The following is a 25,054-nucleotide window of genomic DNA, read 5'->3' on the forward strand; positions in this document are numbered from 1 at the left end:
GCCCGGTCACATTCCGAACCCGGAAGCTAAGCCTCACAGCGCCGATGGTACTGCAGGGGGGACCCTGTGGGAGAGTAGGACACCGCCGGACTTCTTTCGTGAAATGGCCACCCAAAGTTGGGTGGCCATTTCTCGTTAACGCGTACGTGGGAGGACAGAGAAGATGACGGACGAAGAGCGCCCTGGACGGTCGGGCGGTAAGCGGAAGTTCACGCCTGCTTCCTCGCGATCGCGAGACGAGCGACCGCGGGATCGCGGGCGGGCAGAGCCCACCGATCGCGACCGTCGCCAATTCGAGCGTCGTGACGGCGATCGCCGTCCGTACGAGAAGCGGGAGGGCGACCGTCCGTCGTACCCGCGTCGTGATGGTGACCGTCCGTCGTACCCGCGTCGTGATGATGACCGTCCGTCGTACCCGCGTCGTGATGGCGATCGTTCGTCGTATCCGAAGCGTGACGGTGAGCGTCGCCCGTATGAGAAGCGCGATGGCGATCGTTCGTCGTATCCGAAGCGTGACGGTGAGCGTCGTCCGTACGAGAAGCGTGACGGTGATCGGCCTTCGTCCCCGCGTCGTGATGGCGACCGGCCTTCGTACCCGAAGCGCGACGGGGAGCGTCGTCCGTACGAGAAGCGTGACGGTGACCGGCCGTCGTATCCGCGTCGTGATGGTGACCGGCCTTCGTACCCGAAGCGCGACGGGGAGCGCCGTCCGTACGAGAAGCGTGACGGTGACCGGCCGTCGTACCCGCGCCGCGAAGGGGACCGTCCCTCGTACCCGCGCCGCGAAGGGGACCGTCCCTCGTACCCGCGCCGTGATGGTGACCGGCCTTCGTACCCGAAGCGCGACGGGGAGCGCCGTCCGTACGAGAAGCGCGACGGCGAGCGGCCCTCGTACCCGCGCCGCGAAGGGGACCGTCCCTCGTACCCTCGCCGTGACGGCGAGCGTCGCCCCTTCGAGGGGCGTGACGGCGACCGTCGCGCCTCGCGCCCGCCGCAGGGTTCGGACCGCCGGAACGTCCCCGCCGGACCGGTCGTCCCCGACGACGTGACGGCCCGCGACCTCAACGGTGCCGCGCGCAACGAGCTGAAGACCCTGAGCAAGGACAACGCCGAACAGGTCGCGCGGCACCTCGCGATGGCTGCGCGTCTCATCGACGAGGATCCTGCGCTCGCACACGAGCACGCTCTCGCGGCATCTCGAAGCGCCGGTCGTATCGCCGTCGTCCGCGAGACCGTCGCGATCACGGCCTACGCCGTGGGGGACTTCGCCCTCGCGCTCCGCGAGCTGCGGACGTTCCGACGGATCTCGGGTCGCGACGACCAGATCGCCCTCATGGTCGACAGCGAGCGTGGCGTCGGTCGGCCCGACCGCGCGCTCGAGGTGGGACGCGCGGTCGATCGCGCAAGCCTGCCGACCGAGGTCCGCGTGGAGCTCGCGATCGCGATGTCCGGGGCGCGCCTCGACCTCGGCGAACCCGAGCGGGCGCTGCAGGAGTTGGACATCCCCGAACTCGACCCCGACACCGCCTACCCGTGGAGCCCGGGCCTCTTCGCCGCACGCGCAGCCGTGCTCGAGGAGCTCGGTCGTGACGACGAAGCCGCCCAGTGGCAGCAGCGGGCCGACGTCGCCGCGGCGGCTCTCGGCGAGATCGACGCCGACTCCGAAACCATCGAGATCGACGAGATCGACGAGATCGAGACCGATGAGCCGGCCGAGATTGAGACCGATGAGCCGGCCGACGATGAGGCATCCGGTCAGGAGGACGGCCCGGGGGAGCGCGCCTGATGGGGCTGTTCTCGCGCTCACGTCCGACGCCGCTCGACGGCGTCGACCTGATCCTCGCCGACCTCGACGGCGTGGTTTACGCCGGTGACGGTGCGATTCCGCACGCCGTCGAGAGTCTGACGCGGGCTCGGGCGGACCGTCCTCTCGGGTACATCACCAACAACGCGTCGCGACGCGACAGCGTCGTCGCCGGGCACCTCACCGGGCTCGGTCTCGAGACGCAGCCCCACGAGGTCGTGACGAGCCCCCAAGCGGCTGTCCGGCTGCTGCGCGACCGCGTGCCGGAAGGCGCGGCCGTCCTCGTGGTCGGCGGCGACGGTCTCGTGTACGAACTTGAGAAGGCCGGGTACACCGTCACCCGCAGCGCCGACGACCGGCCCGCGGCCGTCGTGCAGGGATTCGCCCCGGAGGTCGGCTGGGCTCAGCTCGCCGAAGCGGCCTACGCGCTCGCCCTCCCCGAGGACCAGGGCGGGATCCCGTGGATCGCGACCAACACGGATTGGACCATCCCGCAGGCCCGAGGTATCGCGCCGGGCAACGGGACCCTGGTCTCGGCCGTCCACACCGCCGTCGGTCGCCTCGCGACGGTCGCCGGCAAGCCCGAACGGCCGATCTTCGACGAGGCCGTCGCGCGATTCGGGGCGCGGCATCCGCTCTTCATCGGAGACCGGCTCGACACCGACATCGCCGGCGCGCAGGCGGCGGGGATCGACTCCGTACTGGTCCTGACCGGCATCGATCGGCCGAAGCATGTGCTCGCCGCACCGACGGTGTCGCGACCGACGTTCATCGTGGGGGACCTCCGGGAGCTGCACGAGCCGTACCCCGAGACGATCGTCAAGGGCGACGTCACGACGGTCGGCGGCGCGTCGGTCCGCATCGACGGCCCGGACGTCCACATCCTGTCCGCGGGGGATCGTCCGATCGATCTCGTCCGTGCCGGTGCCGCGGCGATCTGGAACACCGGCCGCGCGATCTACGGCTTCCGGGTGCCGGAACAGCTCTACGCCGACCCGTTCCACCGCCGCTGAGCGCGCCCGCCCGCGGCAGCCGTCGCGCCGCGTAGGGTGGGACGCATGTCGATGGATGCCGCTGACGGTCCGGTCCGCCGCGAAGACCTGCTCTCGACGCTCGAGGTCATCGAGGATCAGCCCCTCGCCGAACGGGCCGCCGCCTACGCGCTCCTGCACGACGAGCTGGCCAAGCGCCTCGAGTCGGGCCCGCGCGACACCCACGCATGACGACCCGTCTCGACGCGGCCGTCGCCGCCCGCGGACTCGCACGCTCGCGCACGCACGCGGCGCAGCTCATCGCCGCCGGTCTCGTGAGCGTCGACGGTCAGCCGGTCGTGAAGTCGTCGGTCAAGGTCGGTGACGATCAGCTGATCGAGGTCGCGGCATCCGATCACTACGTCAGTCGCGCCGCGCACAAGCTGATCGCGGCGCTCGACGCGTTCGCCGTCGACCCGCGAGGGCGGGTCGCCCTCGACATGGGCGCGTCGACGGGCGGATTCACGCAGGTACTCGTCGAACGGGGAGCCGTCCGCGTGCTGGCCGTCGACGTCGGACACGGCCAGCTCGCCGCCGAGATCGCCGCCCTTCCCGAGGTCGTCGCGGTCGAGGGGTTCAACGTCCGGCACATGACCGCCGGATCGCTCGCCGAGGCGGCCGGCGCCGCCGACGTCCCCTCGCTCGTCACGGGCGACCTCTCGTTCATCTCCCTCACTCACGTCCTGCCGGCTGCGGCGGCGGTCTGCGCGGCGGACGCCGATCTCGTCCTGCTCGTGAAGCCCCAGTTCGAGGTCGGCCGCACGGGCGTGCGGGAAGGACTGGTGACGGATGCCGGGCGCCGAGCAGACGCCGTCGCGACCGTCCTCTGGTCGGCGTGGGACGCCGGCCTCGGCACGCACGGCGTCATCGCGTCGCCGATCGCGGGCACCCACGGCAATCGGGAGTTCCTCATCCACCTGCGTCCCGGGACGACCGACGACGCGAATCCGACACAATGGTTGGACACCGTGAACCGACTGGCGGGAGCCGCATGACCGACGCGACGCGCAACATCCTCGTGGTGGCGCACGCGCTGCGGGAGAACACCGTCGAGGGCGCGCGGCGCGTCGTCGCCGCCGTGCACGCGGCCGGTCTGCAGCCCGTCGTCCCCGGCGACGATCCGGAACTCGCGGCGGTCCTCGGCGACCTCGACACGGCGGTCCTCGGCGAGGGCGGCGTCGACGTCACCGACATCGAGGTCGCGATCGTCCTGGGCGGCGACGGCACGATCCTGCGCGCGGCCGAGCTGGTGCGCGCGGCATCCGTCCCGATCCTGGGTGTCAACATGGGGCACGTCGGCTTCCTCGCCGAACTCGAGGCGGACGACATCGACGAGGCGATCGGTCGTGCGCTCGCGCGCGATTACGAGATCCACGAGCGGATGACGCTGTCGGTCGAGGTGCGCGACGCGCAGGACGCCGTCGTGTACCGGACCTGGGCGCTCAACGAGGCGACCGTGGAGAAGGCATCCCGGGAGCGCATGCTCGAAGTGATGATCGAGATCGACGGTCGTCCGCTGTCGTCGTTCGGCTGCGACGGCGTCGTCGTCGCGACCCCGACGGGCTCGACGGCGTACAACTTCTCGGCCGGCGGACCCGTCGTCTGGCCGTCGGTGCAGGCGCTGTGCCTCGTGCCGCTGTCGGCGCACGCGCTGTTCGCGCGGCCGGTCGTGCTGGGACCCGAGACCTCCGTGTCGATCGACGTCCTCGAGCGCAACCAGGGCCGCGCCGTGCTGTGGAGCGACGGCCGCCGCTCGCACGACCTGCCGCCGGGAGCGCGGGTCGTGGTGCGACGGTCCACGCGACCCGTGCGCCTCGCGCGACTGCATCCGTCGGTCTTCACCGATCGGCTCGTCCGCAAGTTCCAGCTGCCCGTCGCGGGCTGGCGGGGTGCCACGGAGGCGACGCCGTGATCGAGCAGATCCGCCTCCGCGACCTCGGGGTCATCGCGGGGGCGACCCTGCCGATCGGTCCCGGCTTCACCGCGATCACCGGTGAGACGGGCGCCGGCAAAACGATGGTCGTCACGGGTCTCGGCCTGCTGCTCGGCCAGCGGGCCGATTCCGGCGCGGTCCGCGCCGGTGCCGAGCAAGCCGCGGTCGACGGCGTGTGGATCGTGCCCGAGGACGGGCCCGTCGTCGAACGGGTGCGGGATGCCGGGGGCGACATCGAACCCCTCGGGGACGGCCGCGCCGAGCTCTACCTCGGACGCACGCTCTCGAGCGAGGGCCGCAGCCGCGCGACCGTCGGCGGCCGCACCGCTCCGGCCGGCGTGCTCGCCGACCTCGCAGACCAGCTCGTCGTCGTCCACGGTCAGTCCGATCAGCTGCGGCTCACGTCGGCCGCGGCGCAGCGCGAGGCGCTCGACCGGTTCGGCGGCGCTCCGGTCGCCGAGGCGCAGGGGCGCTACCGCGCGGTGTGGGATGCCTGGCGCACCGCCGCCGCTGACCTCGAGACCCTCACGACCGAACAGGACGCCCGCGTCCACGAGGCGGAGGAGTTGCGCGCGGCGATCGCGGACATCGAGGCGGTCGACCCCCAGCCCGGTGAGGACACGGAGCTCGCGCAGCGCGCCGAGCGCCTCGCCAACGCCGAGGAGCTGCGGCTGGCGGCGGCGACGGCGCACGCCGCGCTGTCGAACGAAGACGATCTGCCCGACGTGCAGGGGCTGCTCGCCGAGGCGCGTCGCGCGCTCGAGCGCGCGGCCGGGTCCGACGAGGCGCTGCGCGCTCACGCCGCCGTCATCGAGGAGCTCGGCTACCGCGTCGCCGACGTCGCGGGTGAGCTGAGCGGCTACCTCGCCGACCTCGACGAGGGCGGCCCCCACGAACTCGCGGCCGTCGAGGAGCGCCGGGCGGCCATGAACGGGCTCGTCCGCGTGCACGGCTCGCTCGAGGCTGCTCTCGAACTGCTCGCCTCCGGCTCTGCGCGCCTGGCCGAGCTCGACGACGACGGCGACCGCATCGACCGGCTGACGGCCGAACGGGACCGGCTGCGCGATGAGCTCGACGCGCGCGCGACGGAGCTGACCGACGCGCGGCGAGCGGCGGCATCCCGTCTGGGGGAGGCGGTCACCGACGAGCTCCGTCACCTCGCCCTGCCCGACGCCACCGTGACCGTCGCCGTCGAGCCCGGCCCCGAGGCCGCGCACGGTCGCGACGTCGTCACGATCCAGCTCGCGCCGCATCCGGGCGCGTCGCCCCGCCCCGTCGCGCGCGGCGCGTCGGGCGGCGAACTCAGCCGGGTCATGCTGGCCATCGAGGTCGTCATCGCCGCGACCGACCCCGTTCCGACGTTCGTCTTCGACGAGGTGGATGCCGGCATCGGCGGCGCTGCGGCGATCGAGGTCGGCCGGCGGCTCGCGAAGCTCGCGGAGACGAGCCAGGTGATCGCCGTCACCCACCTCGCCCAGGTCGCCGCGTTCGCCGGCAACCACCTCTCGGTCGTCAAGGCCAACGACGGGTCGGTGACCGCGTCGAGCGTGCGGCGGCTCGAGGGCGAGGAACGGGCGGCCGAGATGGCGCGGCTGCTCTCGGGCATGGCCGACTCGGAGGTCGCGCTCGACCACGCGCGCGAACTCCTCGCGCTCGGCCGCGCCCGCTGAGCGACACCCGCTCGCACTCCGGGCGGGGCACCCGACGGGGCTGATAGAGTGAAAGCCCGTGACGGACTCTTCGGGCGCGGGACGCAAAAACAACGACATCACCAAGCACATCTTCGTGACGGGTGGTGTCGTTTCGTCTCTCGGCAAGGGCCTGACCGCCGCCAGCCTCGGCAATCTGCTCACCGCTCGCGGCCTGCGCGTCGTCATGCAGAAGCTCGACCCGTACCTGAACGTCGACCCGGGGACGATGAACCCGTTCCAGCACGGTGAGGTCTTCGTCACCGACGACGGCGCCGAAACCGACCTCGACATCGGCCACTACGAGCGCTTCCTCGACATCGAGCTGAGCCAGGCGGCCAACGTCACGACCGGTCAGATCTACTCCGAGGTCATCGCCAAGGAGCGCCGCGGCGAGTACCTCGGCGACACCGTCCAGGTCATCCCGCACATCTCCGACGAGATCAAGCGCCGGATGCGGCTGCAGGCGAGCGAAGAGCCCCGCCCCGACGTCATCATCACCGAGGTCGGCGGCACCGTCGGTGACATCGAGTCGCAGCCGTTCATCGAGTCGGCGCGGCAGATCCGCCACGAGCTCGGCCGCGACAACGTCTTCTTCGTGCACGTCTCGCTCGTGCCCTTCATGGGCGCCTCGGGGGAGCAGAAGACCAAGCCCACGCAGCACTCGGTCGCGATGCTGCGCTCCATCGGCATCCAGCCCGATGCGCTAGTCCTGCGCAGCGACCGCCCGGTGACGGAGTCCAACAAGCGCAAGATCGCGCTCATGTGCGACGTCGACGAGGACGCGGTCATCAACACCGTCGACCTGCCGAGCATCTACGACATCCCCTCGACGCTGAGCGATCAGGGCCTCGACGCCTACATCGTCCGTCGCCTCGGCCTCGGCGCGAAGGCGGGCGACATCGACTGGACCCGCTGGAACAAGGTCCTGAACGCCGTCCACAACCCGAAGCACGAGGTCACCGTCGGGCTCGTCGGCAAGTACATCGATCTGCCGGACGCCTACCTCTCGGTCACCGAGGCGCTCAAGGCCGGCGGCTTCGCGCAGGAGACGAAGGTCCAGATCGTGTGGATCCCGTCCGACCTGTGCGAGACGCCCGAGGGCGCCGCGAAGGCCCTGTCGGCCGTCGACGGCATCGTGATCCCCGGCGGCTTCGGCATCCGCGGCATCGAGGGCAAGCTGGGCGCCCTGCAGTTCGCCCGTGAGCAGGGGCTGCCGACGCTCGGCATCTGCCTCGGCCTGCAGTGCATGGTGATCGAGTACGCCCGCCACGTCGCCGGCATCGAGGGTGCCTCGTCGAGCGAGTTCGACCCCGAGACCCCGCACCCGGTCATCGCGACGATGGCCGAGCAGGTCGACATCCTCGACCGCGGCGACATGGGCGGCACCATGCGCCTCGGCCTGTACGAGGCCGCGCTGGCCGAAGGATCGCTCGCGGCCGAGCTGTACGGCTCGAACCGCGCCACCGAGCGTCACCGCCACCGCTACGAGGTCAACAACGCCTATCGCCAGCAGATCGCGGATGCGGGCCTGTGGTTCTCGGGCCTCAACCCCGACCTCGACCTCGTCGAGTACGTCGAGCTGCCGCGGGACGTGCACCCGTACTACATCGCGACTCAGGCGCACCCCGAGCTCCGCTCGCGTCCGACCGAGGCCAACCCGCTGTTCCGCGGACTCATCGCGGCGGCTCTCGAGCGGCACCGCGCGAGCGAGCTGTTCGACGTCGAGAACGAGGACTGACCCGTGACGGATGCCGCCGCCTTGCAGGACGACGCCGTCGCCGTCACGGTGACCCGCAGCGACACGGTCTACGAAGGTCGCGTCTGGAACCTGCGCCGCGACGAGTTCACCTACGGCGACGGGACGATCGTGCGGGAGTACGTCGACCACACCGGCGCGGTCGCCGTGCTGGCTCTCGACGAGGAGGGCCGTGTGCTGCTGATCCGGCAGTACCGGCATCCCGTCGGGTTCCGCGACTGGGAGATCCCGGCAGGGCTCCTCGACGTGCCGGGTGAGGACCCCCTCGAAGCGGCCAAGCGCGAGCTCGCCGAGGAAGCCGACCTCACCGCCGAGCGGTGGAACGTGCTGTCCGACTTCTTCACGAGCCCGGGCGGCAGCGACGAGGCGATCCGCATCTATCTCGCCCGCGGTCTCGCGGACGCTCCCGAGGCGTTCGCCCGCACGGAGGAGGAAGCCGACATCGAAGTGCGGTGGGTGCCCCTCGACGAGGTCGTGGACGCGGTCCTCGCGCGCCGGCTGCAGAACCCGTCGCTCGTCATCGCCGCCCTCGCCGCCGCTGCCGGCCACGCACGCGACTGGACGACGCTCGGTGCGCCGGACGCCCCCTGGCCCGGACGCTCGCGCCCCGTGGGCGCGGATCGACCGCAGGACTGAGACCCCGTGAGGCTCGCGCGCGCCGTCGACGCGTTCCTCCGGCACATCACGATCGAGCGGGGGCTGTCCGCACACACGGTGGCCGCCTACCGGCGTGACCTCGCGGGTTACCTCGACTGGCTCGAAAGTCACGACGTCGTCGACACCGACGGCGTGACGACCGAGCTCGTCACGAGGTTCGCGGCCGAGCGGGCGGCATCCGATCCGCCCCCGGCCTCCACCTCTCTCGCCCGTCTCCAGTCCGCCGTCCGCAGCTTCCATCGTTTCCTCGCCCGCGAGGGGATCGCGACGGAGGATCCGACGAGCCGGCTGCGCCCCCCGAAAGCGCCGATGCGCCTGCCGAAGGCGCTGCCGGTCGACGACGTGATCCGGCTGTTGGATGCCGCCGGCCCCGCGCCCGAGGACGCCGCACCGGGCGAGCTCATCGGGCTCCGCGACCGGGCGCTGCTCGAACTCCTGTACGCGACCGGCGCACGGGTGTCGGAGATCGTTGATCTCGACGTCGACGACCTCCGGCACGGTGACGTGCTGCGGGTGCGCGGCAAGGGGTCGAAGGAACGGGTCGTGCCGGTCGGGTCGTACGCGCGGGCCTCGGTCGACGCGTACCTGACCCGGGCGCGACCCGAGCTCTCCCGACGCGGCCGGGCGACGCCGCGGGCGTTCCTGGGCGCGCGCGGCGCGCCCCTGTCGCGGCAGAGCGCGTGGCTCGTGATCCAGCAGGCGGCGGAACGCGCGAACATCACGGCCCACGTCTCACCGCACACGCTGCGCCACTCGTTCGCGACCCACCTGCTGCAGGGCGGGGCTGACGTCCGCGTCGTGCAGGAGCTGCTCGGTCACGCCTCCGTCGCGACGACGCAGATCTACACCCACGTCACGGTGGACGCGCTGCGCGACGTGTATCTCACGTCGCATCCGCGCGCCCGCTGAACCCGGGGCGGGCACTGCGGGGGAGTCGCTCCCTCGTCGGGGCGGCGGCGGTGACTAGACTCGGGTGAGCACGGCGAAGGCAGGAGATCAGTGGCGAGCAAGCGGAGCACGGCGGAGGCCACCGGCGCATCGACGGCGGCGGGTTCGGCGACCGACACCCCGATGGGGCCGACCGGCCGCCCGTACCACGGCTTCCCGACCCCTCCGAAGCTCGACGGCCACGGGCCCGCGCGCATCATCTCGCTGTGCAACCAGAAGGGCGGCGTCGGCAAGACCACGACCACCATCAACCTGGCGGCCGGTCTCGCGTCGTACGGTCGCCGCGTGCTGGCGGTCGACTTCGACCCGCAGGGCGCGCTGTCGGCCGGGCTCGGTGTGCAGACGCACGAGACCGCGACGATCTACGACCTGCTCCTCGACCCGAAGCGCGACCCGAACGAGGTCATCGTCACGACGTCCGTCGACGGCCTCGACATCCTCCCCGCCAACATCGACCTGTCGGCCGCCGAAGTGCACCTCGTCAACGAGGTCGCCCGCGAGACGATCCTCGCCCGCGTCCTGCGCAAGGTCGCGGGGGACTACGACGTCATCCTCATCGACTGCCAGCCCTCGCTCGGGCTGCTGACGGTCAACGCCCTGACCGCGAGCCACGGCGTCCTCATCCCGCTCGAGTGCGAGTTCTTCGCGCTCCGCGGCGTCGCACTGCTCATCGAGACCATCGACAAGGTGCGTGACCGGCTGAACCCCGCCATCCAGCTCGACGGCGTGCTCGCCACGATGTACGACCCTCGCACGCTGCACTCGCGCGAGGTCCTCGAGCGGGTCGTCGATGCGTTCGGCGACGACGTGCTCGAGACGGTGATCGGCCGCACGGTGAAGTTCCCCGACGCCTCGGTCGCCGGCGTGCCGATCACGAAGTTCGCTCCCGAGCACTCCGCCGCCCAGGCGTACCTGCGCCTCGCGCGGGAGCTGGTCGCCCGTGGCGCCGTCGCCTGAGGACGTCCCGGACGCCGACGCCGCGCCTTCCGAGGCGGACACGACCGAGACCGGCGGCGACCGGTTCCGCGTCTCCCTCGGCAACTTCGACGGTCCCTTCGACCTGCTGCTGACCCTGATCTCGAAGCACGAGCTCGACATCACCGAGGTCTCGCTCAGCAAAGTGACCGACGAGTTCATCTCCTACCTGAAGGGCCTCGACGATGACGCCGAGCTCGACCAGGCATCCGAGTTCCTCGTCGTCGCGGCGACGCTGCTCGACATGAAGGTCGCGGGTCTGCTGCCGCAGGGCGAACTGGTGGATGCCGAGTCCGTCGCCCTCCTCGAGGCGCGCGACCTGCTGTTCGCGCGTCTGCTGCAGTACCGCGCGTTCAAGGAGGTGTCGGCGTGGTTCGCGCGCTGCCTCGAGCGCGAGGGCAAACGTCACACGCGTGCCGTGCGGCTCGACGAGAAGCACCGGCGGGCGGTCCCCGAGCTGGTGTGGACGCTCTCGCCCGAGGACTTCGCCGCCATCGCCGTGCTCGCCTTCGCACCGAAGGAGATCCCGCACGTCGGGCTCGACCACCTGCACGCGCCACTTGTGTCGATCCGCGAGCAGGCCGCCGTCGTGGTGACGCTGCTGCGCGACGCGGGCCAGCTCAACTTCCGCGACCTTGTCGCCGGAGTGACGCAGACCGGAGTCGTCGTCGCGCGCTTCATCGCCGTCCTCGAGCTCTACCGCCACGCCGCGCTCTCGTTCGAGCAGCTCGAGCCGTTGGGGGAGCTGACCCTGCGCTGGACCGCCGAGCGGTGGTCCGAAGAGAACCTCGCCACCCTGGGAGCCGACTATGACCGATGACACCGCCGGCGTCGACGCCGCCGAGGCCGAGGCGCCGCCCCGTTCGCAGGAGCCCGCCGACATCGCGCGGCGTCTCGAGGCGATGCTCATGATCATCGACGAGCCGCAGAGCCTCGTCTCGCTCGCGGCGGCCGTCGGTGCGCCCGTCGCTTCGGTCCGCCGGGCGATCGAGGAGCTCGTCGCCGACTACGACGGCGATCGGTCGGGGCCGCGCCGCGGCTTCGAGCTGCGGGAGGTCGGCGGGGGCTGGCGGTTCTACGTCCGCGAGGAGCACGACGACCTGGTCGCCGAGTTCGTCAACGGCCAGGCGCCGTCGCGGCTGTCGCAGGCCGCGCTCGAGACCCTCGCCGTCATCGCCTACAAGCAGCCCGTGTCGCGCAGCCAGGTCGCCTCGATCCGCGCGGTGAACGTCGACTCCGTCGTCCGGACGCTGCTCGCGCGCGGCCTCATCACCGAGGCGTTCACCGACCCCGAGACGGGCGCCATCAACTACCGCACCACCGACGCGCTGCTCGGGCACCTGGGGATCAACTCCCTCGACGAGCTGCCCCCCATCTCCCCGCTGCTGGACGACGGCTCCGCGGGATTCGAAGGAGAGACCATCCGATGAACGACCAGTCCGACGAGAACCGGGTCCGGCTGCAGAAGGTGCTCGCGGGCGCGGGCGTCGCCTCGCGGCGCGTCTGCGAGCAGTACATCGTCGAGGGCCGGGTGCGGGTCAACGGCGTCGTCGTGACCGAACTCGGCTCGCGCATCGACCCCGCGCACGACCTGGTCGACGTCGACGGGACCGCGGTACAGCTCGACACGAGCAAGCGCTACGTCATCCTCAACAAGCCGACCGGTGTCGTCTCCTCCATGAAGGACGACCAGGGTCGCCCCGACCTCCGGCGCTTCACGAAGGACTGGCCCGAGCGCCTCTACAACGTGGGCCGATTGGATGCCGAGACGAGCGGCCTGCTCGTCCTCACCAACGACGGCGAGCTCGCCCACGTCCTCGCGCACCCCTCCTTCGGCGTCACGAAGGTCTACATCGCGAAGGTCACCGGCCGCGTGCTGCCGCAGACGATCGCGCAGCTGACGAAGGGGATCGATCTGGAGGACGGCCCGATCGCCGCCGACAAGGCCCGGCTGCTCGACGCGAGCGGCGACACGAGCCTCGTCGAGCTGACCCTGCACTCGGGGCGCAACCGCATCGTCCGCCGCATGATGGCCGCGGTCGGCCACCCGGTGCAGGAGCTCGTCCGCCGCCAGTTCGGTCCGTTGCACCTGGGCACGCTCCCAGCGGGACGGGCACGCGAGTTGACTACAGTGGAGCGTGGTGCGCTGCTGACTCTCGCGCGCCAGGCGGACACCCCGCCCGGGGATCCCACTCAGGAGCAGTTGTGACCGACGCCATCGACGCGCGCGCCCGCGCGGTCCGCACGAGCGGTCTCGTCCGCATCGTCGGTGCGGGCCTGCTGGGCTCGAGCATCGGGCACGCGCTGCGCGCCCTCGGCGTCGACGTCGTCCTCGCGGACGCCTCGCCCGCCCAGCTGCGCCTCGCCGTCGATTACGGCGCCGGCCGGCTGGCGCGCGACGACGACCGTCCGGATCTCGTCGTCGTGGCGGTGCCGCCCGATGTGACGGCCGACGTCATCGAGCGCGAGCTCGGCGCCTTCCCCGACGCGGTCGTCACCGATGTCGCGAGCGTCAAGCTCGAACCGCTGCTGACGCTCCGGGAGCGCGGTGTCGACCTCTCGCGCTACATCGGCTCCCACCCGATGGCCGGACGCGAACGGGGCGGCGCGATCGCCGCCCGCGCCGACATCTTCTTCGGTCGCCCGTGGGTCATCTGCCGCGACGAGGAGACCTCCGCGCGCGACCTTGCCGTCGTGGAGGGGCTCGCCCTCGACCTCGGTGCCAGCCTCATCGAGATGACCCCCGAGGAGCACGACCGCTCGGTCGCCCTCGTCTCGCACGTGCCGCAGCTCGTGGCATCCCTCCTCGCCGGCCGGTTCGTCGGGGCCGAGGACGCCTCGCTGCGCCTGGCCGGGCAGGGAGTGCGCGACACCACCCGTATCGCGGCATCCGCCCCCGAACTGTGGGTGCAGATCCTCGGCGCGAACGCCGACCCCGTCGTCGAGGTGCTCGACGCCCTCGCCGCCGACCTGGCCGGAGTCGCCCGTGCGCTCCGCGACCCCGATGCGCCCGGCGCGCGCCGCGCGGTCGCCGACACGATCCGTCGCGGCAACGAAGGCGTCGAGCGGCTCCCCGGCAAGCACGGTCAGAACCGCCGTTTCGAGACGGTCGTCGTCATGGTCGACGACACCCCCGGCCAGTTGGGGCGCCTGTTCGGCGACCTCGGCGAACTCGACGTCAACGTCGAGGACTTCCGTCTCGAGCACTCGCCCGGCGCCCAGTTCGGCCTCGGCGAGATCAGTGTCGTCCCGTCCGCCGTGACCGTCGCCACCGACGGACTCGCGGCGCGCGGGTGGAAGATTGCGAGCCTCAATGACTGACCCGATCACGATCGCCATCGACGGACCCGCCGGCAGCGGCAAGTCCAGCGTGTCGAAGGAAGCCGCGCGGCGGCTCGGCTACGGCTACCTCGACACGGGGGCGGCCTACCGCGCGCTCGCGTGGCATGTCCTCGAGCACGGCGCCGACACGTCGGACGCCGCGGCCGTCGTGGACGCCGCCGGCGACTTCGACTACGCGATCTCGCTCGACCCGGATGATTACTGGGTGCGCGTGGGGCAGGCCTCGGTGACCGAGGCGATCCGCGAACCGCGCGTCAGCTCCGCCGTCAGCGGTGTCGCGCGGGTGCCGGTCATCCGCGAGCAGGTCAACGTCCTGTTCCGGCGGCTCGTGGCCGAGTCCGGCCGCCCCGGCGTCATCGTCGAGGGCCGCGACATCACGACGGTCGTCGCCCCGGACGCCCCGGTGCGGATCCTGCTGACCGCCGCCCCCGAGGTGCGCGCCGCGCGGCGCAGCGCCGAACTGACCACAGAGGATGCCGCGGCTGTCGCCGCCGCGCTGCACAAGCGTGACGCATCCGACTCCCAGGTCGTCGACTTCCTCACCGCCGCCCCCGGCGTGACGGTCGTCGACTCGACCGACCTGGACTTCGCACAGACCGTCGACGCCGTCCTGGCCGTCGTGCGGTCGGGAACGGAAGGCTCACGATGAGCGCCGAAGACGAATACGAAGGCGGCCCCGACCAGATCGAGGAGAAGCTCGCGGGCCTCGACGAGGAACTCGCCGAGCAGCGAGCCGCAGCCCTGCGCGCGTCGCTGGCCGACTACGACCTCGACGAGGAGGACGACGACCTGCTCGCCGGTTTCACCGCCGGCGGCGAGGTCGTCGAGATGCTGCCGGCGCTGCCGGTGGTCGCGATCGTCGGGCGGCCGAACGTCGGCAAGTCGGCGCTCGTGAACCGCATCCTCGGCCGCCGCGAGGCCGTCGTCGAGGACACGCCGGGTGTCACCCGCGACCGCGTCAGCTACAAGGCCGAGTGGATGGACCGCCGGTTCACCCTCGTCGACACCGGCGGGTGGGAGCCCGATGCGAAGGGCATCGATCGTTCCGTCGCCGCGCAGGCCGAGGTCGCGATCGAGCTGTGCGACGTCGTGATGTTCGTCGTCGACGCCATGGTGGGCGCGACCGCGACCGACGAGCAGGTCGTCCGGCTGCTCCGCAAGACCGACAAGCCGGTCTTCCTCGTGGCCAACAAGATCGACGACGCCCGCCAGGAGCCCGAGGCTGCAGCGCTCTGGAACCTCGGCCTCGGTGAGCCGCACCCCGTCTCGGCCATCCACGGCCGCGGCGTCGCGGACCTCCTCGACGAGGTCATGAAGGTGCTCCCCGAGATCTCGGCCGTTGCGAAGAACGAGCTCGGCGGACCGCGCCGGGTCGCGATCCTCGGCCGCCCGAACGTCGGCAAGTCCTCGCTGCTGAACAAAGCCGCGGGGGAGGAGCGCGTCGTCGTCAACGACCTCGCCGGCACCACCCGCGACCCCGTCGACGAGGTCGTGGAGCTCGGCGGCAAGCTGTGGCGTCTCGTCGACACCGCCGGCATCCGTCGTCGCGTGCACCTGCAGCAGGGCGCCGACTTCTACGCGTCGCTCCGCACGAGCGCGGCGCTCGAGAAGGCCGAGGTCGCCGTCGTCGTTCTCGACGTGACCGAGTCGATCAGCGTGCAGGACCTCAACATCATCGACCTGGTGCTCGAGTCCGGCCGCGCGCTCGTCCTCGCGTTCAACAAGTGGGACCGCCTGAACGACGACGACATGGACAACGCCGACCGTCGCCGCTACCTCGAGCGCGAGATCGAGCAGGACCTCGCGCACGTCACGTGGGCGCCGCGCGTCAACCTGTCGGCGCGCACCGGCCGCCACCTCGACAAGCTGGTCCCGGCCCTCGAGACCGCGCTCGAGTCGTGGGATCAGCGCATCCCGACCGGCAAGTTCAACGCGTTCCTCGCCGAACTCATCGCCGAGCACCCGCACCCGCTGCGCGGCGGCAAGCAGCCCCGCATCCTGTTCGGGACGCAGGCCTCGACCCGTCCGCCGACATTCGTGCTGTTCACGACCGGGTTCCTCGACCCGGGCTACCGCCGGTTCATCCAGCGACGCCTGCGCGAGATCTTCGGTTTCGAGGGCACCCCGATCGTCACGAACATGCGGGTGCGCGAGCGTCGCCAGCGCTGAGCGCCGTCGCTTCGCCGTCGCTTCGCGAGGAGATGACGCGTCCCGAGGAGGCATCCGTCCGGATCGGTCCTCGGGAACCGTCATCTCCTCGTCTGCGTGCGTCGGCCGGTGACGGATGCCGCGCCGCGCGGCGCGCTGCGTGAGAGGCTGGTCGGGTGACCATCCGCCCGCCCGATCCCGGTGAGCCGCGTCGCCCGCTCGGGCCGCGCGATCCCGGCGACGCGTGGGTGATCGCCGACAGCGGTGAGAAGTACTGGGGCCGATTCGGAGCGGCGGGACTGCTCGCACACGACCCGGAGCGCGGCATCCTGCTGCAGCACCGGGTGTCGTGGAGCCACTTCGGCGGGACGTGGGGGATTCCCGGGGGAGCACGCCACGAGGGTGAGAGCGCGACGGATGCCGCGATCCGCGAGTCGCAGGAAGAGGCCGGCGTGCCCGGCGACGCCCTGCGCCCCCTCTTCACGAGTGTCCTCGATCGTGGTGTCTGGTCGTACACGACCCTCGTCGCGACGGTCGTGCGCCCGTTCGAGCCGGTCATCGCGGACCCCGAGAGCTACGCCCTGGAGTGGGTGGCGGTCGACCGCGTGGACGACATGCCGCTGCATCCGGGGTTCGCGGGATCCTGGCCCGAGCTGCGCGCCGCGCTGTCGACCCGGGTCGCGCTGATCGTCGATGCGGCGAACGTCGTCGGATCGACGCCCGACGGGTGGTGGCGCGACCGTGCCGGCGCCGCGGGGCGACTCCTCGCCGGCCTCGAGCGCGTCGCGGACGACGGTGTGGCCGCGGCCGAGATCGGGCTCGGCGGGGACCGGTGGTTCCCGCGCGTGGTCGCCGTCCTCGAGGGGGCGGCGCGATCCGCGCCCGACGGCCACGGCCGTGTCGAGGTGGTCCGGGCGCCGGGCTCCGGCGACGATCGGATCGTCGAGTGCACGGCGGAGGCCGTGTCACGCGGCGAGCGGGCGGTCGTGGTGACGAGCGATCGCGGTCTCGCGGAGCGGGTGACCGGCGTCGGCGGGACCGTGCACTCCGTCTCCTGGCTGCGCGGGCAGCTGCCGTGAGACGGCTGATCGGGCTCGGCGTCGCCGTCGTCGCCGTCGTGTCGGGACTCGTCGTGCATCTGGCGGCGCCGGACGGCGCGGCATCCGACATCGCGGGCGACGCCCTCTACGTGGTCGCGATCTGGGGCGGGCTGGTGCTGCTCGTCCCGCGGTGGCCGTCCTGGGCGACCGCTGGTGTCGTGCTCGTCTGGAGCGTCGCCGTCGAACTCTTCCAGCTGACGGGACTGCCGCTCCGGTGGGCGGCGGAGTTCCCGCCGATCGTCCTCGCGCTCGGCACGTCCTTCGACCCGAGGGACCTGGCGGTCTACGCGGTGACCGCGATCCTCCTCGGCGGAGCGGATGCCGTCGCCCGCCGTACGCTCTCCCGTCGCCGCGCGGGGTCAGCGGCCGCGTAGCCGCTCGATGTCGCGACGCTCGCGCTTGGTGGGGCGGCCGGCGCCGCGGTCGCGGACGGCGATCTGGGCGACGGGTTCGCGCTCGGGGGTGCGGTCCTCGGCGGCGACGGCGGCGAGCGGAGCGCCGACACGCTTGGTGATCGTCTGGCGCACGACGAGGATGCGGTCGAAGCCGGCGATCCGCACGCGCAGCTCATCGCCGGGACGCACCTGCTGTGCCGCTTTCGCCTTCTCGCCGTTGACGCGGACGTGTCCGGCGCGACAGGCGGTCGTCGCCGCCGAGCGGGTCTTGTAGACGCGGACGGCCCACAGCCAGGAATCCACACGGACGGCATCCGCCATGTCATCCCCCTCCCGGTCGCGGGATCCATCGTAGGCGGGTCAGGATGCCGCGAGCCGCTGTTCGACGCGGTCGAACATGGCATGGTCGAAGGCGACGATGCGCGCCTCGGCGACCTGCGACGGAGTGTGCTGCAGGGTCGACACGGCTGCGTCGACGGCGTCGTCGAGGGGCCAGCCGTAGATCCCGGCACTGATGAGCGGGAAGGCGACGGTCGTCGCCCCGAGGTCGTCGGCGACCTCGAGCGCCCGACGGTAGCAGGACGTCAGGAGGGAGCGGTCGCGTTCGCCGGCGGTGTGGTTCGGGCCGACGACATGGATCACCCAGCGGGCGGGCAGGTCGCCGGCGGTCGTCCACCCAGCATCCCCCGTGGCGAGGCCGTGAGGGAAACGTGCGATGCAGTCGGCGAGGATGCCGGGTCCGCCCGCGCGGTGGATGGCACCGTCGACGCCGCCCCCGCCGCGCATCGCACGGTTGGCCGCGTTGACGACGGCGTCGACGTGCTGGCGCGTGATGTCGCCCCGAACGAGGGTGACGCGCGTCACGACAGGGCCTTCGCGACGATCGGACGAGCGGCGCCGGGGCGGGCGGTCTCGGTGAAGCCCGCGCCGAAGAAGGCGGAGAGCGTCCCGTGATAGAGCTCGTTGCTCGAGAACCGCTTGACGTCCGTGTCGAGCGGGTAGCCCTCGACGACGCGGGCGCCGTGTGCTCGAGCATGCTCGACGGCGGCGTCGAGCAGTTTCGACGCGATTCCCTTCGAGCGGTGCTCTGTGCGGACGACGAAGCAGGTGATCGCCCAGACCGATGGGTCGTTCATGGGCTCGGGGGACTGCTGGATGTTGCGCGTGCGCGCGAGTCGCGGCTGGTCCGGGCGAGGAGCGACCTTGACCCATCCGGCGGCCTCGCCGTCGACGTAGGCGATGAGGGCCGAGGGGACCGCGGCGGTGAGGTCCATCCGCAGTCGTTCGCGCCGCTCGGCGTGCGAGGTGGCGTCGAAGTCCTTAGGCGCGAGCATCCACCACTGGCACCAGCAATCCGCTCCGTCGCCGCCGCCCGAGAGGGCGTGCTCGGCGTCGCCGAAGCGATCGGCCCGCGCCGGTTCGATCGTGATCTGCGTCATCCGGGCAGAGTAGTCCCGTGCTCGGACACGCGGAACCCCGTGGCGGTTCGCGGCGGGGCTGCGGACCGGCTAGGATAGGGGAGTTGTCCGCGAGGGCATCGGACCGGGATGTGGCGCAGCTTGGTAGCGCACTTGACTGGGGGTCAAGGGGTCGCAGGTTCAAATCCTGTCATCCCGACCGGAGAGAGCCCCGGGATCACGCAGGTACTGCGGATTCCGGGGCTTTTGTCATGCTCGCCCCGGACGGCTTGTTGTGCACCTGTTGTGCACTTGCTCGCGGGATGAGCGCCGCGGCGCTCTCCGCTGCACGTCGACCGGCGTCGCCGATCAGGTGCGTGTAGATGTCGCTCGTGATCGAGATCGACGAGTGACCGAGGCGCTTCGACACGAGCGCGATGTCGGTGCCGCTCGCAAGCAGCAGCGACGCGTGCATGTGGCGCAGCCCGTGCAGCGTCATGTCGGGCAGCCCGATCTCGCTGCGCAGCGTCTCGAACAGTCGCGTCACGTACTGGGGCCGCAGCGGCGTCCCGTTCTCGTACGTGAAGACGTGCCCGTCGCCCTCCCACAGCGTGCCGCAGTTCACCCGGTCGGCTTCCTGCGCGATCTGCCATGCGACGAACGCGCCGACCGCGGCGTCGTCGAGTTGCACGACCCGTCGCCCGGCGCTCGTCTTCGGCGAGTTCTCGACGACGGCGCTGAGCGTCTGCACGCGCGTCGTCCGCACGGTCAGTTCGCGTCGCGCGAGGTCGATGTCTCCCCATCGCAGCCCGAGCAGTTCGGCCCGTCGCAGCCCGGTCAGCACGGCGATCTCGAACAGTGCGCCGAGTCGGTGCTGCGCCGCCCGGTCGAGGAACGCCCCGACTTGGACGGGCGACCACGGCTCGAACTCGTGCGCGTCGACGACGGGCAGCCGCACACCGCGGGCGGGATTCGCCGCGATGATGTCGTCTCGCATGGCCGCGGTGAGCGCGCCCTGCACGACGGCGACGATGCGCCGCACGGTCGTCGCACCGCGTCCATCCGCGATGAGCCCGTCGATGAAGTGCCGCACGTCCGACCGCTTGATGTCGGTGAGCCGCAGCCTGCCGAGCGGGGTCGGCTTGATGTCGGCGTCGACGTATCGGCGGTAGTTGTCGAGCGTGCTGCGCTTGATGTCGCCGCGCTGCTGGCGCCCGTCGAGCCATTCGTCGAGCCACTGCCCGAACTTGACGCGACTTGTCTCGACGAACTCGCCCCGGTCGTGCTCGGCGCGTGCTTTCGCTAGCGCGGACTGCGCAGCCCGCTTGCTGTCGAAGTTCGCGACGCGCGTCTGTAGCCGCCTGCCTGACGCGTCGAACCCGCGGCTGAGGTAGTAGCCCCATTTGCCGTGTTTCGGGTCGCTGAGCAGACGCGGGCACGCGTTCTCGACCTGCCTTTCGGTCGGCTTCTCGGGCAGCGTGCCGTATTGCGTCCGGGTGTCCGGTCGCCTGCATGAGCATCTGCGATAGATCATCTGTCTTCCTCTCTTTCAGTTGGCCGTCTCAGTTGGACGGACGTTCTTACGCGGCACTCGTCGAGCCCACATCTCGGCTGGGAGAGCCGTGTCGTCGAGCGCGTCTTTCGCGGCCACAACCACGGGGACGATCGGTGCCCACATCGGCGAAGGCTCCGCGCCCACTGCGCGGGCGTGCTCGATGTCGTCGGTGTGCAGGTCTTCGAGTTCGGCGCGAAGGGAGTCGACGACGCCGCCCGCCCGAGCCGCGATGCGAGCGCGCACTGACTTGCCGACTTCATCGTCGCGAGCGAGTGCCCGGCGCACAGCGTCGATCTCGTTCCGGTAGCGGGCTTCCGCATACCGCTGCTCATTGAGCGCTTCGGCGGCGCGCTCGAACCGCTCGAAGATCACTGACTCGGGGATCGAGTCTGCGCCGCCCATCACAGCGTCGAGGCGCGCCACGATCGAGCCCTCTCCGACACCGCCGAGATGCACGGGCGTCGGTGTGTCGACGATCTCGGCGACGGTGCAGTGGAAGACGTCTGCTGCTGCGACGAGTTCGGCGAACCGCATCGGCTGCTGCCCGCGCTCTACGCGCATGACGGCGGGCGGCTGCCAGCCCTGCCCGAGCCGTTCACGCATCTGCCTGCCGAACTCGTCGATCGTCATCGGCTTGGGCGTTGTGGTCGTGCGCAGGTGCTTGATTCGGGCGCCGATGACTTCGTCGATCGGCGGTACTACTCGTTTGTTAGTAGGCATACACGCCACGATAGCAGGGGACGTATCGTCATGACCAGACACCCAACCAGAGGGGGACAACATGACCACCACAGACACTAAGCACGACGCAGAGACGCCCGCGCTCGCTCGCGGCACGTTGACGCTCGACGACGTGCGAGGGCGCGCGACGATCTCGGTCGACGAGGCCGCATCGGTGCTTGGCGTATCGCGCTCGAACGCCTACGCGAGCGCTCGCCGGGGCGACACCTTCCCGGTGAAGCGCATCGGGCGTCGTCTGCTCGTACCCGTGCCCGCGCTCATCGCGTGGCTCGGCGAGGGCTGACGACCACCGATCCACCAACGCACTGAGCAGTCATTTCGACGGGAGCGAACACACCAACATGGACGCACGCATTCCAGAGCGCTATTTGGTCGACCGGCGCATCGTCCGGCTGTCGGCGTCGGCGCGCGCGAGTTACTTCATGGCGACGCTGTGGGCCGTGTCGAATCGCACCGATGGGCGAATCGAGCGCGACGATCTCGCGCTGATCCCTACGTTCGACGCCGCGAGTGTCGACGCGCTCGTCGATGCCGAACTGTGGAACGTCAGCGACGGCGACACGTGGGTCATCGCCGACTATCTGAGCACGCAGACGAGCCGCGCCGACTTCGAGGTCTTGGAGAACGCGCGCCGAGCCGACCGCGAGAAGAAGCGTCGGCAGCGAGCAGCGAAGGCTTCGAGTGATTCCCCGGGAGCGTCCCCGGGACATGTCCCCGGGGACAACACAGGAGAGGCACAGGCAAGGAGCAGTTCTAGTTCTAGAGTCTCCGTCTCTGTAACTGGGGACTCCGTCGACGATGAGATCGTCGAGGCCGAGATGGTCGACGTCGACCATTTCGACACGGCGTGGCAGTCCTGGCCGAAGCGAGAACGCCGGGTCGAAGCCGAAGCCGCGTTCGAGGACGCCGCGAAGCGGCACTCGGGCGGCGCGCGCGGGCTCGCCGACGACATCGCATCGCACGGTGCCGCCTACGTCCGAGGCGGCTGGGCGACACCCGAAGCCAGGCGATACATCCCCGGTCTAGTCGGCTGGCTCACATCGTCACGATGGGCTGACGATCTGCCTGCGCCCCGCCGTGAACAGCGAACGCAGTCCGAGCACAACGCGGATGCGCTAGCGAAGTACATCGACGGCGAAGGACACACGTCGTGAACGCTTCGATCGCCGCACTGCTCATCGTCGTCACCATCGACAACCGCAAGTGCCCAAACGGTGTGCAAGCACCGCCCGAAATCCCAGATCACAGCCGACCGCTTTTTACCGCAAGTCAGGGGCTCCACGAGAGGAACGAACGATGACCGAAGTCGACTTCCGAGCGCTCGTGCTTCGCGCTCGCCGCGCTGTCGCTGAGCCGACCGCCCGTCAGTCGCTGCGCGACGCGAAGCGCGACCGGCGCGCCACGATCGGCGGGTATCTCGGGGCGCTGCGCAGGCTGTCGCCGCGTGACGAGGCCGCCGTCACCGCTCACTCGCGCGCGTTGTCCGCCGAGACGGCAGCGAACCGCGCAGAGGCGCGCGAACTGCGCGAACTGCTCGCGGCTCTCGTCGGCGCCACACCGGGGGACGAGCGATGAGCCGGGCAGCGTACAAGCGGGTACACGACCGGCTCGAACGCGAGCGAGGCCGCGCTGCCGGGATGCCGTGCGCCGCGCCGGGCTGCACAGGGCTCGCTGACGGCTGGGGGCTCCGCAGCGGCGAGGCCACGCACTTCGGGGAGGACTACTACGGGCGCCGCGCGAAGTGGTCGAACGATCTCGCCGCGTACTCGCCGATGTGCGTCCACCACAACCGACAGGTGGACATGGGCGGCGATTGGAACTACAGCCCGAACGGCCACTACCGGAGCAGGTGGGGCACACACGCGGATGGTCGGTGCCGAGGATGCGCACGGGAGTCGTCGCGCCGGTATTACGCCGCGCGCCGCGACGATCCGGCGTATCGCGCTCGCCGTCGAGAGCAGCAGTCATGCCGCGCTGCGGCACGAACGAAGGGAGTGGCACAGTGACCACGAACGAACCGAAGACGACCGACGTTGAGCGGCGCTTGACCGCGGCGCAGCGCGCCGACGCGGCGCTGCAAATGCGGCTGCGCCGAGCGACGTACCGGGAGATCGCGCGGGCAGTCGGCTACTCGTCGCCCGGCAACGCGTATCGCGCCGTCGAGCGGGAGATCGCGAGGGTGCCGCGCGAGCACGCGAAGCAACTCCGCGCGCAGGAACTCGAAACGCTCGACACCGTGCAGGCGAAGATCATGGGCCGGATTCTCGACGGCACGTCGCCCGACCTGTGGGCGATCGACCGGGTGCTCGCGATCATGGACCGCCGTGCCCGTCTGATGGGCCTGTATGACGCCGTCGACACGTCGGGTGTCGACGAGTTCAAGACCGTGCTGAAGGCATGGGCGTCGACGCTCACCGCTGAGGTCGACGCCGAAGAACGTCTGGACCGCACAAGCGGGCAGATTACCGATGGAAAGGACAACACCCGTGACTGACACCACTCGATTCGCTGCCGCCGTGCGCGGCTACCGTGACGAGATCGCCGCTGCGATGCGGATGAGCGACGACAGCCTGAGCGCGTCCGGGCTCGTCGCGAAGCAGCGCGCCGCTGTGGACGCTGCTCGCGCTCGACTGCGTGCCGCGATCCCGGCTCTGCCCGCGGGCGGCAAGAGTCGCGACGAAGTGCTCGCGGCGCTGGGGGCGTCGAACGCCGACCAGATCGCCCGCATGCAGCACGAGCAGACGAAAGTGCGCGCGCTGCTCGACCAGGGGCGCCCGCTCGCTCAGATCGTCGGCGAGGCCGACGATGTGCGGGCGCTCGCGATCGCTGATCTCGTCGAGACGCTGCCACAGGTGCTCGAATCGCAGCACGGCGCTGACATCGTCGCTGAGGTTCGCGGGCGCGTGTTCGACCGTCTCGCCGATCTCGGGGTCGACAGCGCCGCGAGCGTGCGCGACACCGAGCAGCAGCACGCCCCGACGATCGCATGGCACCGTGCGATGACCGAAGCCGCAGCGGGCAGCGACGCGACCGTGGGGGCGTGGCAGGACGTGTACCGCGCCGATGCTGCGGGCTACGAGACGGTGCGGGAGGGCTTCGACGGCCAGATCGACAATTGGATTCGTCGCTTGGATCTCGCATCCGATTCACAAGCCGGCGTCGCTGCTTAGGTCATGCGCGACCTCTCTGTGGGACGGGCGATCCATCGTGCCCGTCCCACAGGGCTCGTGTCGGCGCGTCAGCCGTTCTCGTCGACGACGGGGACGGCCGTCGCCGAAGCGTTCTCTGCGTGTCGCGCGGCGACGCCTGCGATCGCTGCGTCGAATCCCGCGGCGCGAATAGCCCTCAGCGTCTGATCGCTCTCCTCCTTTACACGCACGAATGCTCGACCCTGCTCGATCATTGCGTCGACCCGCCTCCAGTCATCCGGTACCGGCAAGATCAAGTCCCGCACGTGAGGGGGCTCGAGATGCTGCTGAATGGAGCTGAGCCGCCCCCTTCATTCGGTCCGGACGTTCTGTGAGTCGTCGGTTTCCATTTGATGGGTGCACTGTCGAGCGTACTCGGCTGGGGGTAGGTAG

Annotated in this window: 29 protein-coding genes, 1 tRNA gene and 1 rRNA gene; 25 read left to right on the plus strand and 6 right to left on the minus strand. The window is 70.9% G+C overall.

Annotated elements, in window-relative coordinates:
* The 19 genes from rrf to ACPEH2_RS15500 all read left to right on the plus strand — a co-directional run.
* Positions 1-91, plus strand: a 5S ribosomal RNA gene (rrf, locus tag ACPEH2_RS15410); the annotation flags it as partial.
* A gap of 954 nt (positions 92-1,045) precedes the next feature.
* Positions 1,046-1,786, plus strand: a complete 741-nt coding sequence (locus tag ACPEH2_RS15415) for a hypothetical protein (protein ID WP_359921262.1) — start codon at positions 1,046-1,048, stop codon at positions 1,784-1,786.
* Positions 1,786-2,817, plus strand: coding sequence for an HAD-IIA family hydrolase (locus ACPEH2_RS15420; protein WP_423719068.1), 1,032 nt, complete (start codon positions 1,786-1,788; stop codon positions 2,815-2,817). Before ACPEH2_RS15415 ends, ACPEH2_RS15420 begins: the two co-directional genes overlap by 1 nt.
* Positions 2,818-2,862: 45 nt before the next feature.
* The gene (locus ACPEH2_RS15425; RefSeq protein ID WP_157532573.1) at positions 2,863-3,027 is read left to right on the plus strand and encodes a hypothetical protein; all 165 of its coding nucleotides are present in this window, start codon (positions 2,863-2,865) and stop codon (positions 3,025-3,027) included.
* Positions 3,024-3,830 (plus strand): TlyA family RNA methyltransferase, encoded by an 807-nt coding sequence (locus ACPEH2_RS15430; protein ID WP_359921257.1) that lies wholly within the window; start codon positions 3,024-3,026, stop codon positions 3,828-3,830. The genes ACPEH2_RS15425 and ACPEH2_RS15430 overlap by 4 nt, the downstream gene beginning before the upstream one ends.
* Positions 3,827-4,747 (plus strand): NAD kinase, encoded by a 921-nt coding sequence (locus ACPEH2_RS15435; RefSeq protein ID WP_359921254.1) that lies wholly within the window; start codon positions 3,827-3,829, stop codon positions 4,745-4,747. The genes ACPEH2_RS15430 and ACPEH2_RS15435 overlap by 4 nt, the downstream gene beginning before the upstream one ends.
* Positions 4,744-6,438 carry a DNA repair protein RecN gene (gene recN / locus ACPEH2_RS15440; RefSeq protein WP_253034392.1) on the plus strand — a complete coding sequence of 565 codons (1,695 nt, stop codon included), beginning with the start codon at positions 4,744-4,746 and terminating at the stop codon, positions 6,436-6,438. Before ACPEH2_RS15435 ends, recN begins: the two co-directional genes overlap by 4 nt.
* A 58-nt stretch (positions 6,439-6,496) precedes the next feature.
* Positions 6,497-8,197: a CTP synthase gene (locus tag ACPEH2_RS15445; RefSeq protein ID WP_359921251.1), complete on the plus strand. Its 1,701-nt coding sequence runs from the start codon at positions 6,497-6,499 to the stop codon at positions 8,195-8,197.
* A gap of 3 nt (positions 8,198-8,200) precedes the next feature.
* Positions 8,201-8,851 (plus strand): NUDIX hydrolase, encoded by a 651-nt coding sequence (locus tag ACPEH2_RS15450; protein ID WP_359921248.1) that lies wholly within the window; start codon positions 8,201-8,203, stop codon positions 8,849-8,851.
* A 6-nt stretch (positions 8,852-8,857) separates the two neighbouring features.
* Positions 8,858-9,781 carry a site-specific tyrosine recombinase XerD gene (xerD, locus tag ACPEH2_RS15455; protein WP_359921246.1) on the plus strand — a complete coding sequence of 308 codons (924 nt, stop codon included), beginning with the start codon at positions 8,858-8,860 and terminating at the stop codon, positions 9,779-9,781.
* Positions 9,782-9,943: 162 nt separating this feature from the next.
* On the plus strand, positions 9,944-10,777 hold the full coding sequence (locus tag ACPEH2_RS15460) for a ParA family protein (protein ID WP_217529136.1): 834 nt from the start codon (positions 9,944-9,946) through the stop codon (positions 10,775-10,777).
* Entirely contained in the window at positions 10,761-11,615 is an 855-nt protein-coding gene (locus ACPEH2_RS15465) for a segregation and condensation protein A (RefSeq protein WP_217528251.1), read from the plus strand. The genes ACPEH2_RS15460 and ACPEH2_RS15465 overlap by 17 nt, the downstream gene beginning before the upstream one ends.
* Positions 11,605-12,225, plus strand: a complete 621-nt coding sequence (gene scpB / locus ACPEH2_RS15470) for an SMC-Scp complex subunit ScpB (protein WP_359921244.1) — start codon at positions 11,605-11,607, stop codon at positions 12,223-12,225. The genes ACPEH2_RS15465 and scpB overlap by 11 nt, the downstream gene beginning before the upstream one ends.
* Entirely contained in the window at positions 12,222-13,004 is a 783-nt protein-coding gene (locus ACPEH2_RS15475; protein WP_217528247.1) for a pseudouridine synthase, read from the plus strand. The genes scpB and ACPEH2_RS15475 overlap by 4 nt, the downstream gene beginning before the upstream one ends.
* Complete coding sequence (locus ACPEH2_RS15480) at positions 13,001-14,116, plus strand: prephenate dehydrogenase (RefSeq protein WP_064002381.1); 1,116 nt, start codon at positions 13,001-13,003, stop codon at positions 14,114-14,116. Before ACPEH2_RS15475 ends, ACPEH2_RS15480 begins: the two co-directional genes overlap by 4 nt.
* A complete protein-coding gene (gene cmk, locus ACPEH2_RS15485) occupies positions 14,109-14,786 on the plus strand; it encodes a (d)CMP kinase (protein WP_253034386.1) in 678 nt (225 codons plus the stop codon). The genes ACPEH2_RS15480 and cmk overlap by 8 nt, the downstream gene beginning before the upstream one ends.
* Positions 14,783-16,306 (plus strand): ribosome biogenesis GTPase Der, encoded by a 1,524-nt coding sequence (der, locus tag ACPEH2_RS15490; RefSeq protein ID WP_359921241.1) that lies wholly within the window; start codon positions 14,783-14,785, stop codon positions 16,304-16,306. The genes cmk and der overlap by 4 nt, the downstream gene beginning before the upstream one ends.
* A 155-nt stretch (positions 16,307-16,461) precedes the next feature.
* Positions 16,462-17,364, plus strand: coding sequence for an NUDIX hydrolase (locus tag ACPEH2_RS15495; RefSeq protein WP_359921239.1), 903 nt, complete (start codon positions 16,462-16,464; stop codon positions 17,362-17,364).
* Complete coding sequence (locus ACPEH2_RS15500; protein WP_359921236.1) at positions 17,361-17,759, plus strand: DUF2809 domain-containing protein; 399 nt, start codon at positions 17,361-17,363, stop codon at positions 17,757-17,759. Before ACPEH2_RS15495 ends, ACPEH2_RS15500 begins: the two co-directional genes overlap by 4 nt.
* Here ACPEH2_RS15500 and ACPEH2_RS15505 read toward each other — a convergent pair.
* From ACPEH2_RS15505 to ACPEH2_RS15515, 3 genes are read right to left on the minus strand one after another with little or no spacing between them, the layout of a single operon-like run.
* Complete coding sequence (locus tag ACPEH2_RS15505) at positions 17,745-18,101, minus strand: RNA-binding S4 domain-containing protein (protein WP_064002377.1); 357 nt, start codon at positions 18,099-18,101, stop codon at positions 17,745-17,747. The genes ACPEH2_RS15500 and ACPEH2_RS15505 overlap by 15 nt on opposite strands.
* Before the next feature lie 39 nt (positions 18,102-18,140).
* Positions 18,141-18,644, minus strand: coding sequence for an O-acetyl-ADP-ribose deacetylase (locus tag ACPEH2_RS15510; protein ID WP_359921233.1), 504 nt, complete (start codon positions 18,642-18,644; stop codon positions 18,141-18,143).
* Positions 18,641-19,219, minus strand: a complete 579-nt coding sequence (locus ACPEH2_RS15515; RefSeq protein WP_359921230.1) for a GNAT family N-acetyltransferase — start codon at positions 19,217-19,219, stop codon at positions 18,641-18,643. The genes ACPEH2_RS15510 and ACPEH2_RS15515 overlap by 4 nt, the downstream gene beginning before the upstream one ends.
* 104 nt (positions 19,220-19,323) lie before the next feature.
* Between ACPEH2_RS15515 and ACPEH2_RS15520 the strand changes: the two genes are divergently transcribed.
* A tRNA-Pro gene (locus ACPEH2_RS15520) sits at positions 19,324-19,397 on the plus strand.
* A gap of 18 nt (positions 19,398-19,415) precedes the next feature.
* Here the strand turns inward: ACPEH2_RS15520 and ACPEH2_RS15525 are convergent.
* Both ACPEH2_RS15525 and ACPEH2_RS15530 read right to left on the minus strand, forming a co-directional pair.
* Positions 19,416-20,711: a site-specific integrase gene (locus tag ACPEH2_RS15525; RefSeq protein ID WP_359921228.1), complete on the minus strand. Its 1,296-nt coding sequence runs from the start codon at positions 20,709-20,711 to the stop codon at positions 19,416-19,418.
* A gap of 15 nt (positions 20,712-20,726) precedes the next feature.
* On the minus strand, positions 20,727-21,521 hold the full coding sequence (locus ACPEH2_RS15530) for a hypothetical protein (RefSeq protein ID WP_359921225.1): 795 nt from the start codon (positions 21,519-21,521) through the stop codon (positions 20,727-20,729).
* Here ACPEH2_RS15530 and ACPEH2_RS15535 point away from each other — a divergent pair.
* The 5 genes from ACPEH2_RS15535 (at position 21,514) to ACPEH2_RS15555 (ending at position 24,643) form a co-directional block, all read left to right on the plus strand.
* Positions 21,514-21,756: a helix-turn-helix domain-containing protein gene (locus tag ACPEH2_RS15535; RefSeq protein WP_359921223.1), complete on the plus strand. Its 243-nt coding sequence runs from the start codon at positions 21,514-21,516 to the stop codon at positions 21,754-21,756. The two genes, ACPEH2_RS15530 and ACPEH2_RS15535, sit on opposite strands and share 8 nt — an antisense overlap.
* A 58-nt stretch (positions 21,757-21,814) precedes the next feature.
* On the plus strand, positions 21,815-22,627 hold the full coding sequence (locus ACPEH2_RS15540) for a hypothetical protein (protein WP_359921220.1): 813 nt from the start codon (positions 21,815-21,817) through the stop codon (positions 22,625-22,627).
* Positions 22,628-22,769: 142 nt separating this feature from the next.
* Entirely contained in the window at positions 22,770-23,048 is a 279-nt protein-coding gene (locus tag ACPEH2_RS15545) for a hypothetical protein (RefSeq protein WP_359921218.1), read from the plus strand.
* 427 nt (positions 23,049-23,475) lie between these two features.
* Positions 23,476-23,967: a hypothetical protein gene (locus ACPEH2_RS15550; protein ID WP_423719069.1), complete on the plus strand. Its 492-nt coding sequence runs from the start codon at positions 23,476-23,478 to the stop codon at positions 23,965-23,967.
* Positions 23,960-24,643: a hypothetical protein gene (locus ACPEH2_RS15555; protein WP_359921213.1), complete on the plus strand. Its 684-nt coding sequence runs from the start codon at positions 23,960-23,962 to the stop codon at positions 24,641-24,643. Before ACPEH2_RS15550 ends, ACPEH2_RS15555 begins: the two co-directional genes overlap by 8 nt.
* 68 nt (positions 24,644-24,711) lie before the next feature.
* On the opposite strand, the gene ACPEH2_RS15560 is transcribed toward ACPEH2_RS15555, so the two are convergent.
* Positions 24,712-24,876: a hypothetical protein gene (locus tag ACPEH2_RS15560; RefSeq protein WP_359921211.1), complete on the minus strand. Its 165-nt coding sequence runs from the start codon at positions 24,874-24,876 to the stop codon at positions 24,712-24,714.
* Positions 24,877-25,054 lie beyond the last annotated feature (178 nt).

It is taken from the genome of Microbacterium sp. NPDC064942 (assembly GCF_049545525.1).
Taxonomy (GTDB): Bacteria; Actinomycetota; Actinomycetes; order Actinomycetales; family Microbacteriaceae; genus Microbacterium; species Microbacterium gawkjiense.

Coding starts and splice junctions, on each gene's coding strand:
- ACPEH2_RS15425 (WP_157532573.1), top strand. CDS start 2,863: ATGTCGATGGATGCCGCTGACGGTCCGGTCCGCCGCGAAGACCTGCTC.
- ACPEH2_RS15505 (WP_064002377.1), bottom strand. CDS start 18,101: ATGGCGGATGCCGTCCGTGTGGATTCCTGGCTGTGGGCCGTCCGCGTC.
- ACPEH2_RS15435 (WP_359921254.1), top strand. CDS start 3,827: ATGACCGACGCGACGCGCAACATCCTCGTGGTGGCGCACGCGCTGCGG.
- ACPEH2_RS15460 (WP_217529136.1), top strand. CDS start 9,944: ATGGGGCCGACCGGCCGCCCGTACCACGGCTTCCCGACCCCTCCGAAG.
- cmk (WP_253034386.1), top strand. CDS start 14,109: ATGACTGACCCGATCACGATCGCCATCGACGGACCCGCCGGCAGCGGC.
- ACPEH2_RS15560 (WP_359921211.1), bottom strand. CDS start 24,876: ATGATCGAGCAGGGTCGAGCATTCGTGCGTGTAAAGGAGGAGAGCGAT.
- ACPEH2_RS15535 (WP_359921223.1), top strand. CDS start 21,514: ATGACCACCACAGACACTAAGCACGACGCAGAGACGCCCGCGCTCGCT.
- ACPEH2_RS15475 (WP_217528247.1), top strand. CDS start 12,222: ATGAACGACCAGTCCGACGAGAACCGGGTCCGGCTGCAGAAGGTGCTC.
- scpB (WP_359921244.1), top strand. CDS start 11,605: ATGACCGATGACACCGCCGGCGTCGACGCCGCCGAGGCCGAGGCGCCG.
- der (WP_359921241.1), top strand. CDS start 14,783: ATGAGCGCCGAAGACGAATACGAAGGCGGCCCCGACCAGATCGAGGAG.
- ACPEH2_RS15430 (WP_359921257.1), top strand. CDS start 3,024: ATGACGACCCGTCTCGACGCGGCCGTCGCCGCCCGCGGACTCGCACGC.
- ACPEH2_RS15515 (WP_359921230.1), bottom strand. CDS start 19,219: ATGACGCAGATCACGATCGAACCGGCGCGGGCCGATCGCTTCGGCGAC.
- ACPEH2_RS15420 (WP_423719068.1), top strand. CDS start 1,786: ATGGGGCTGTTCTCGCGCTCACGTCCGACGCCGCTCGACGGCGTCGAC.
- ACPEH2_RS15545 (WP_359921218.1), top strand. CDS start 22,770: ATGACCGAAGTCGACTTCCGAGCGCTCGTGCTTCGCGCTCGCCGCGCT.
- ACPEH2_RS15525 (WP_359921228.1), bottom strand. CDS start 20,711: ATGATCTATCGCAGATGCTCATGCAGGCGACCGGACACCCGGACGCAA.
- ACPEH2_RS15540 (WP_359921220.1), top strand. CDS start 21,815: ATGGACGCACGCATTCCAGAGCGCTATTTGGTCGACCGGCGCATCGTC.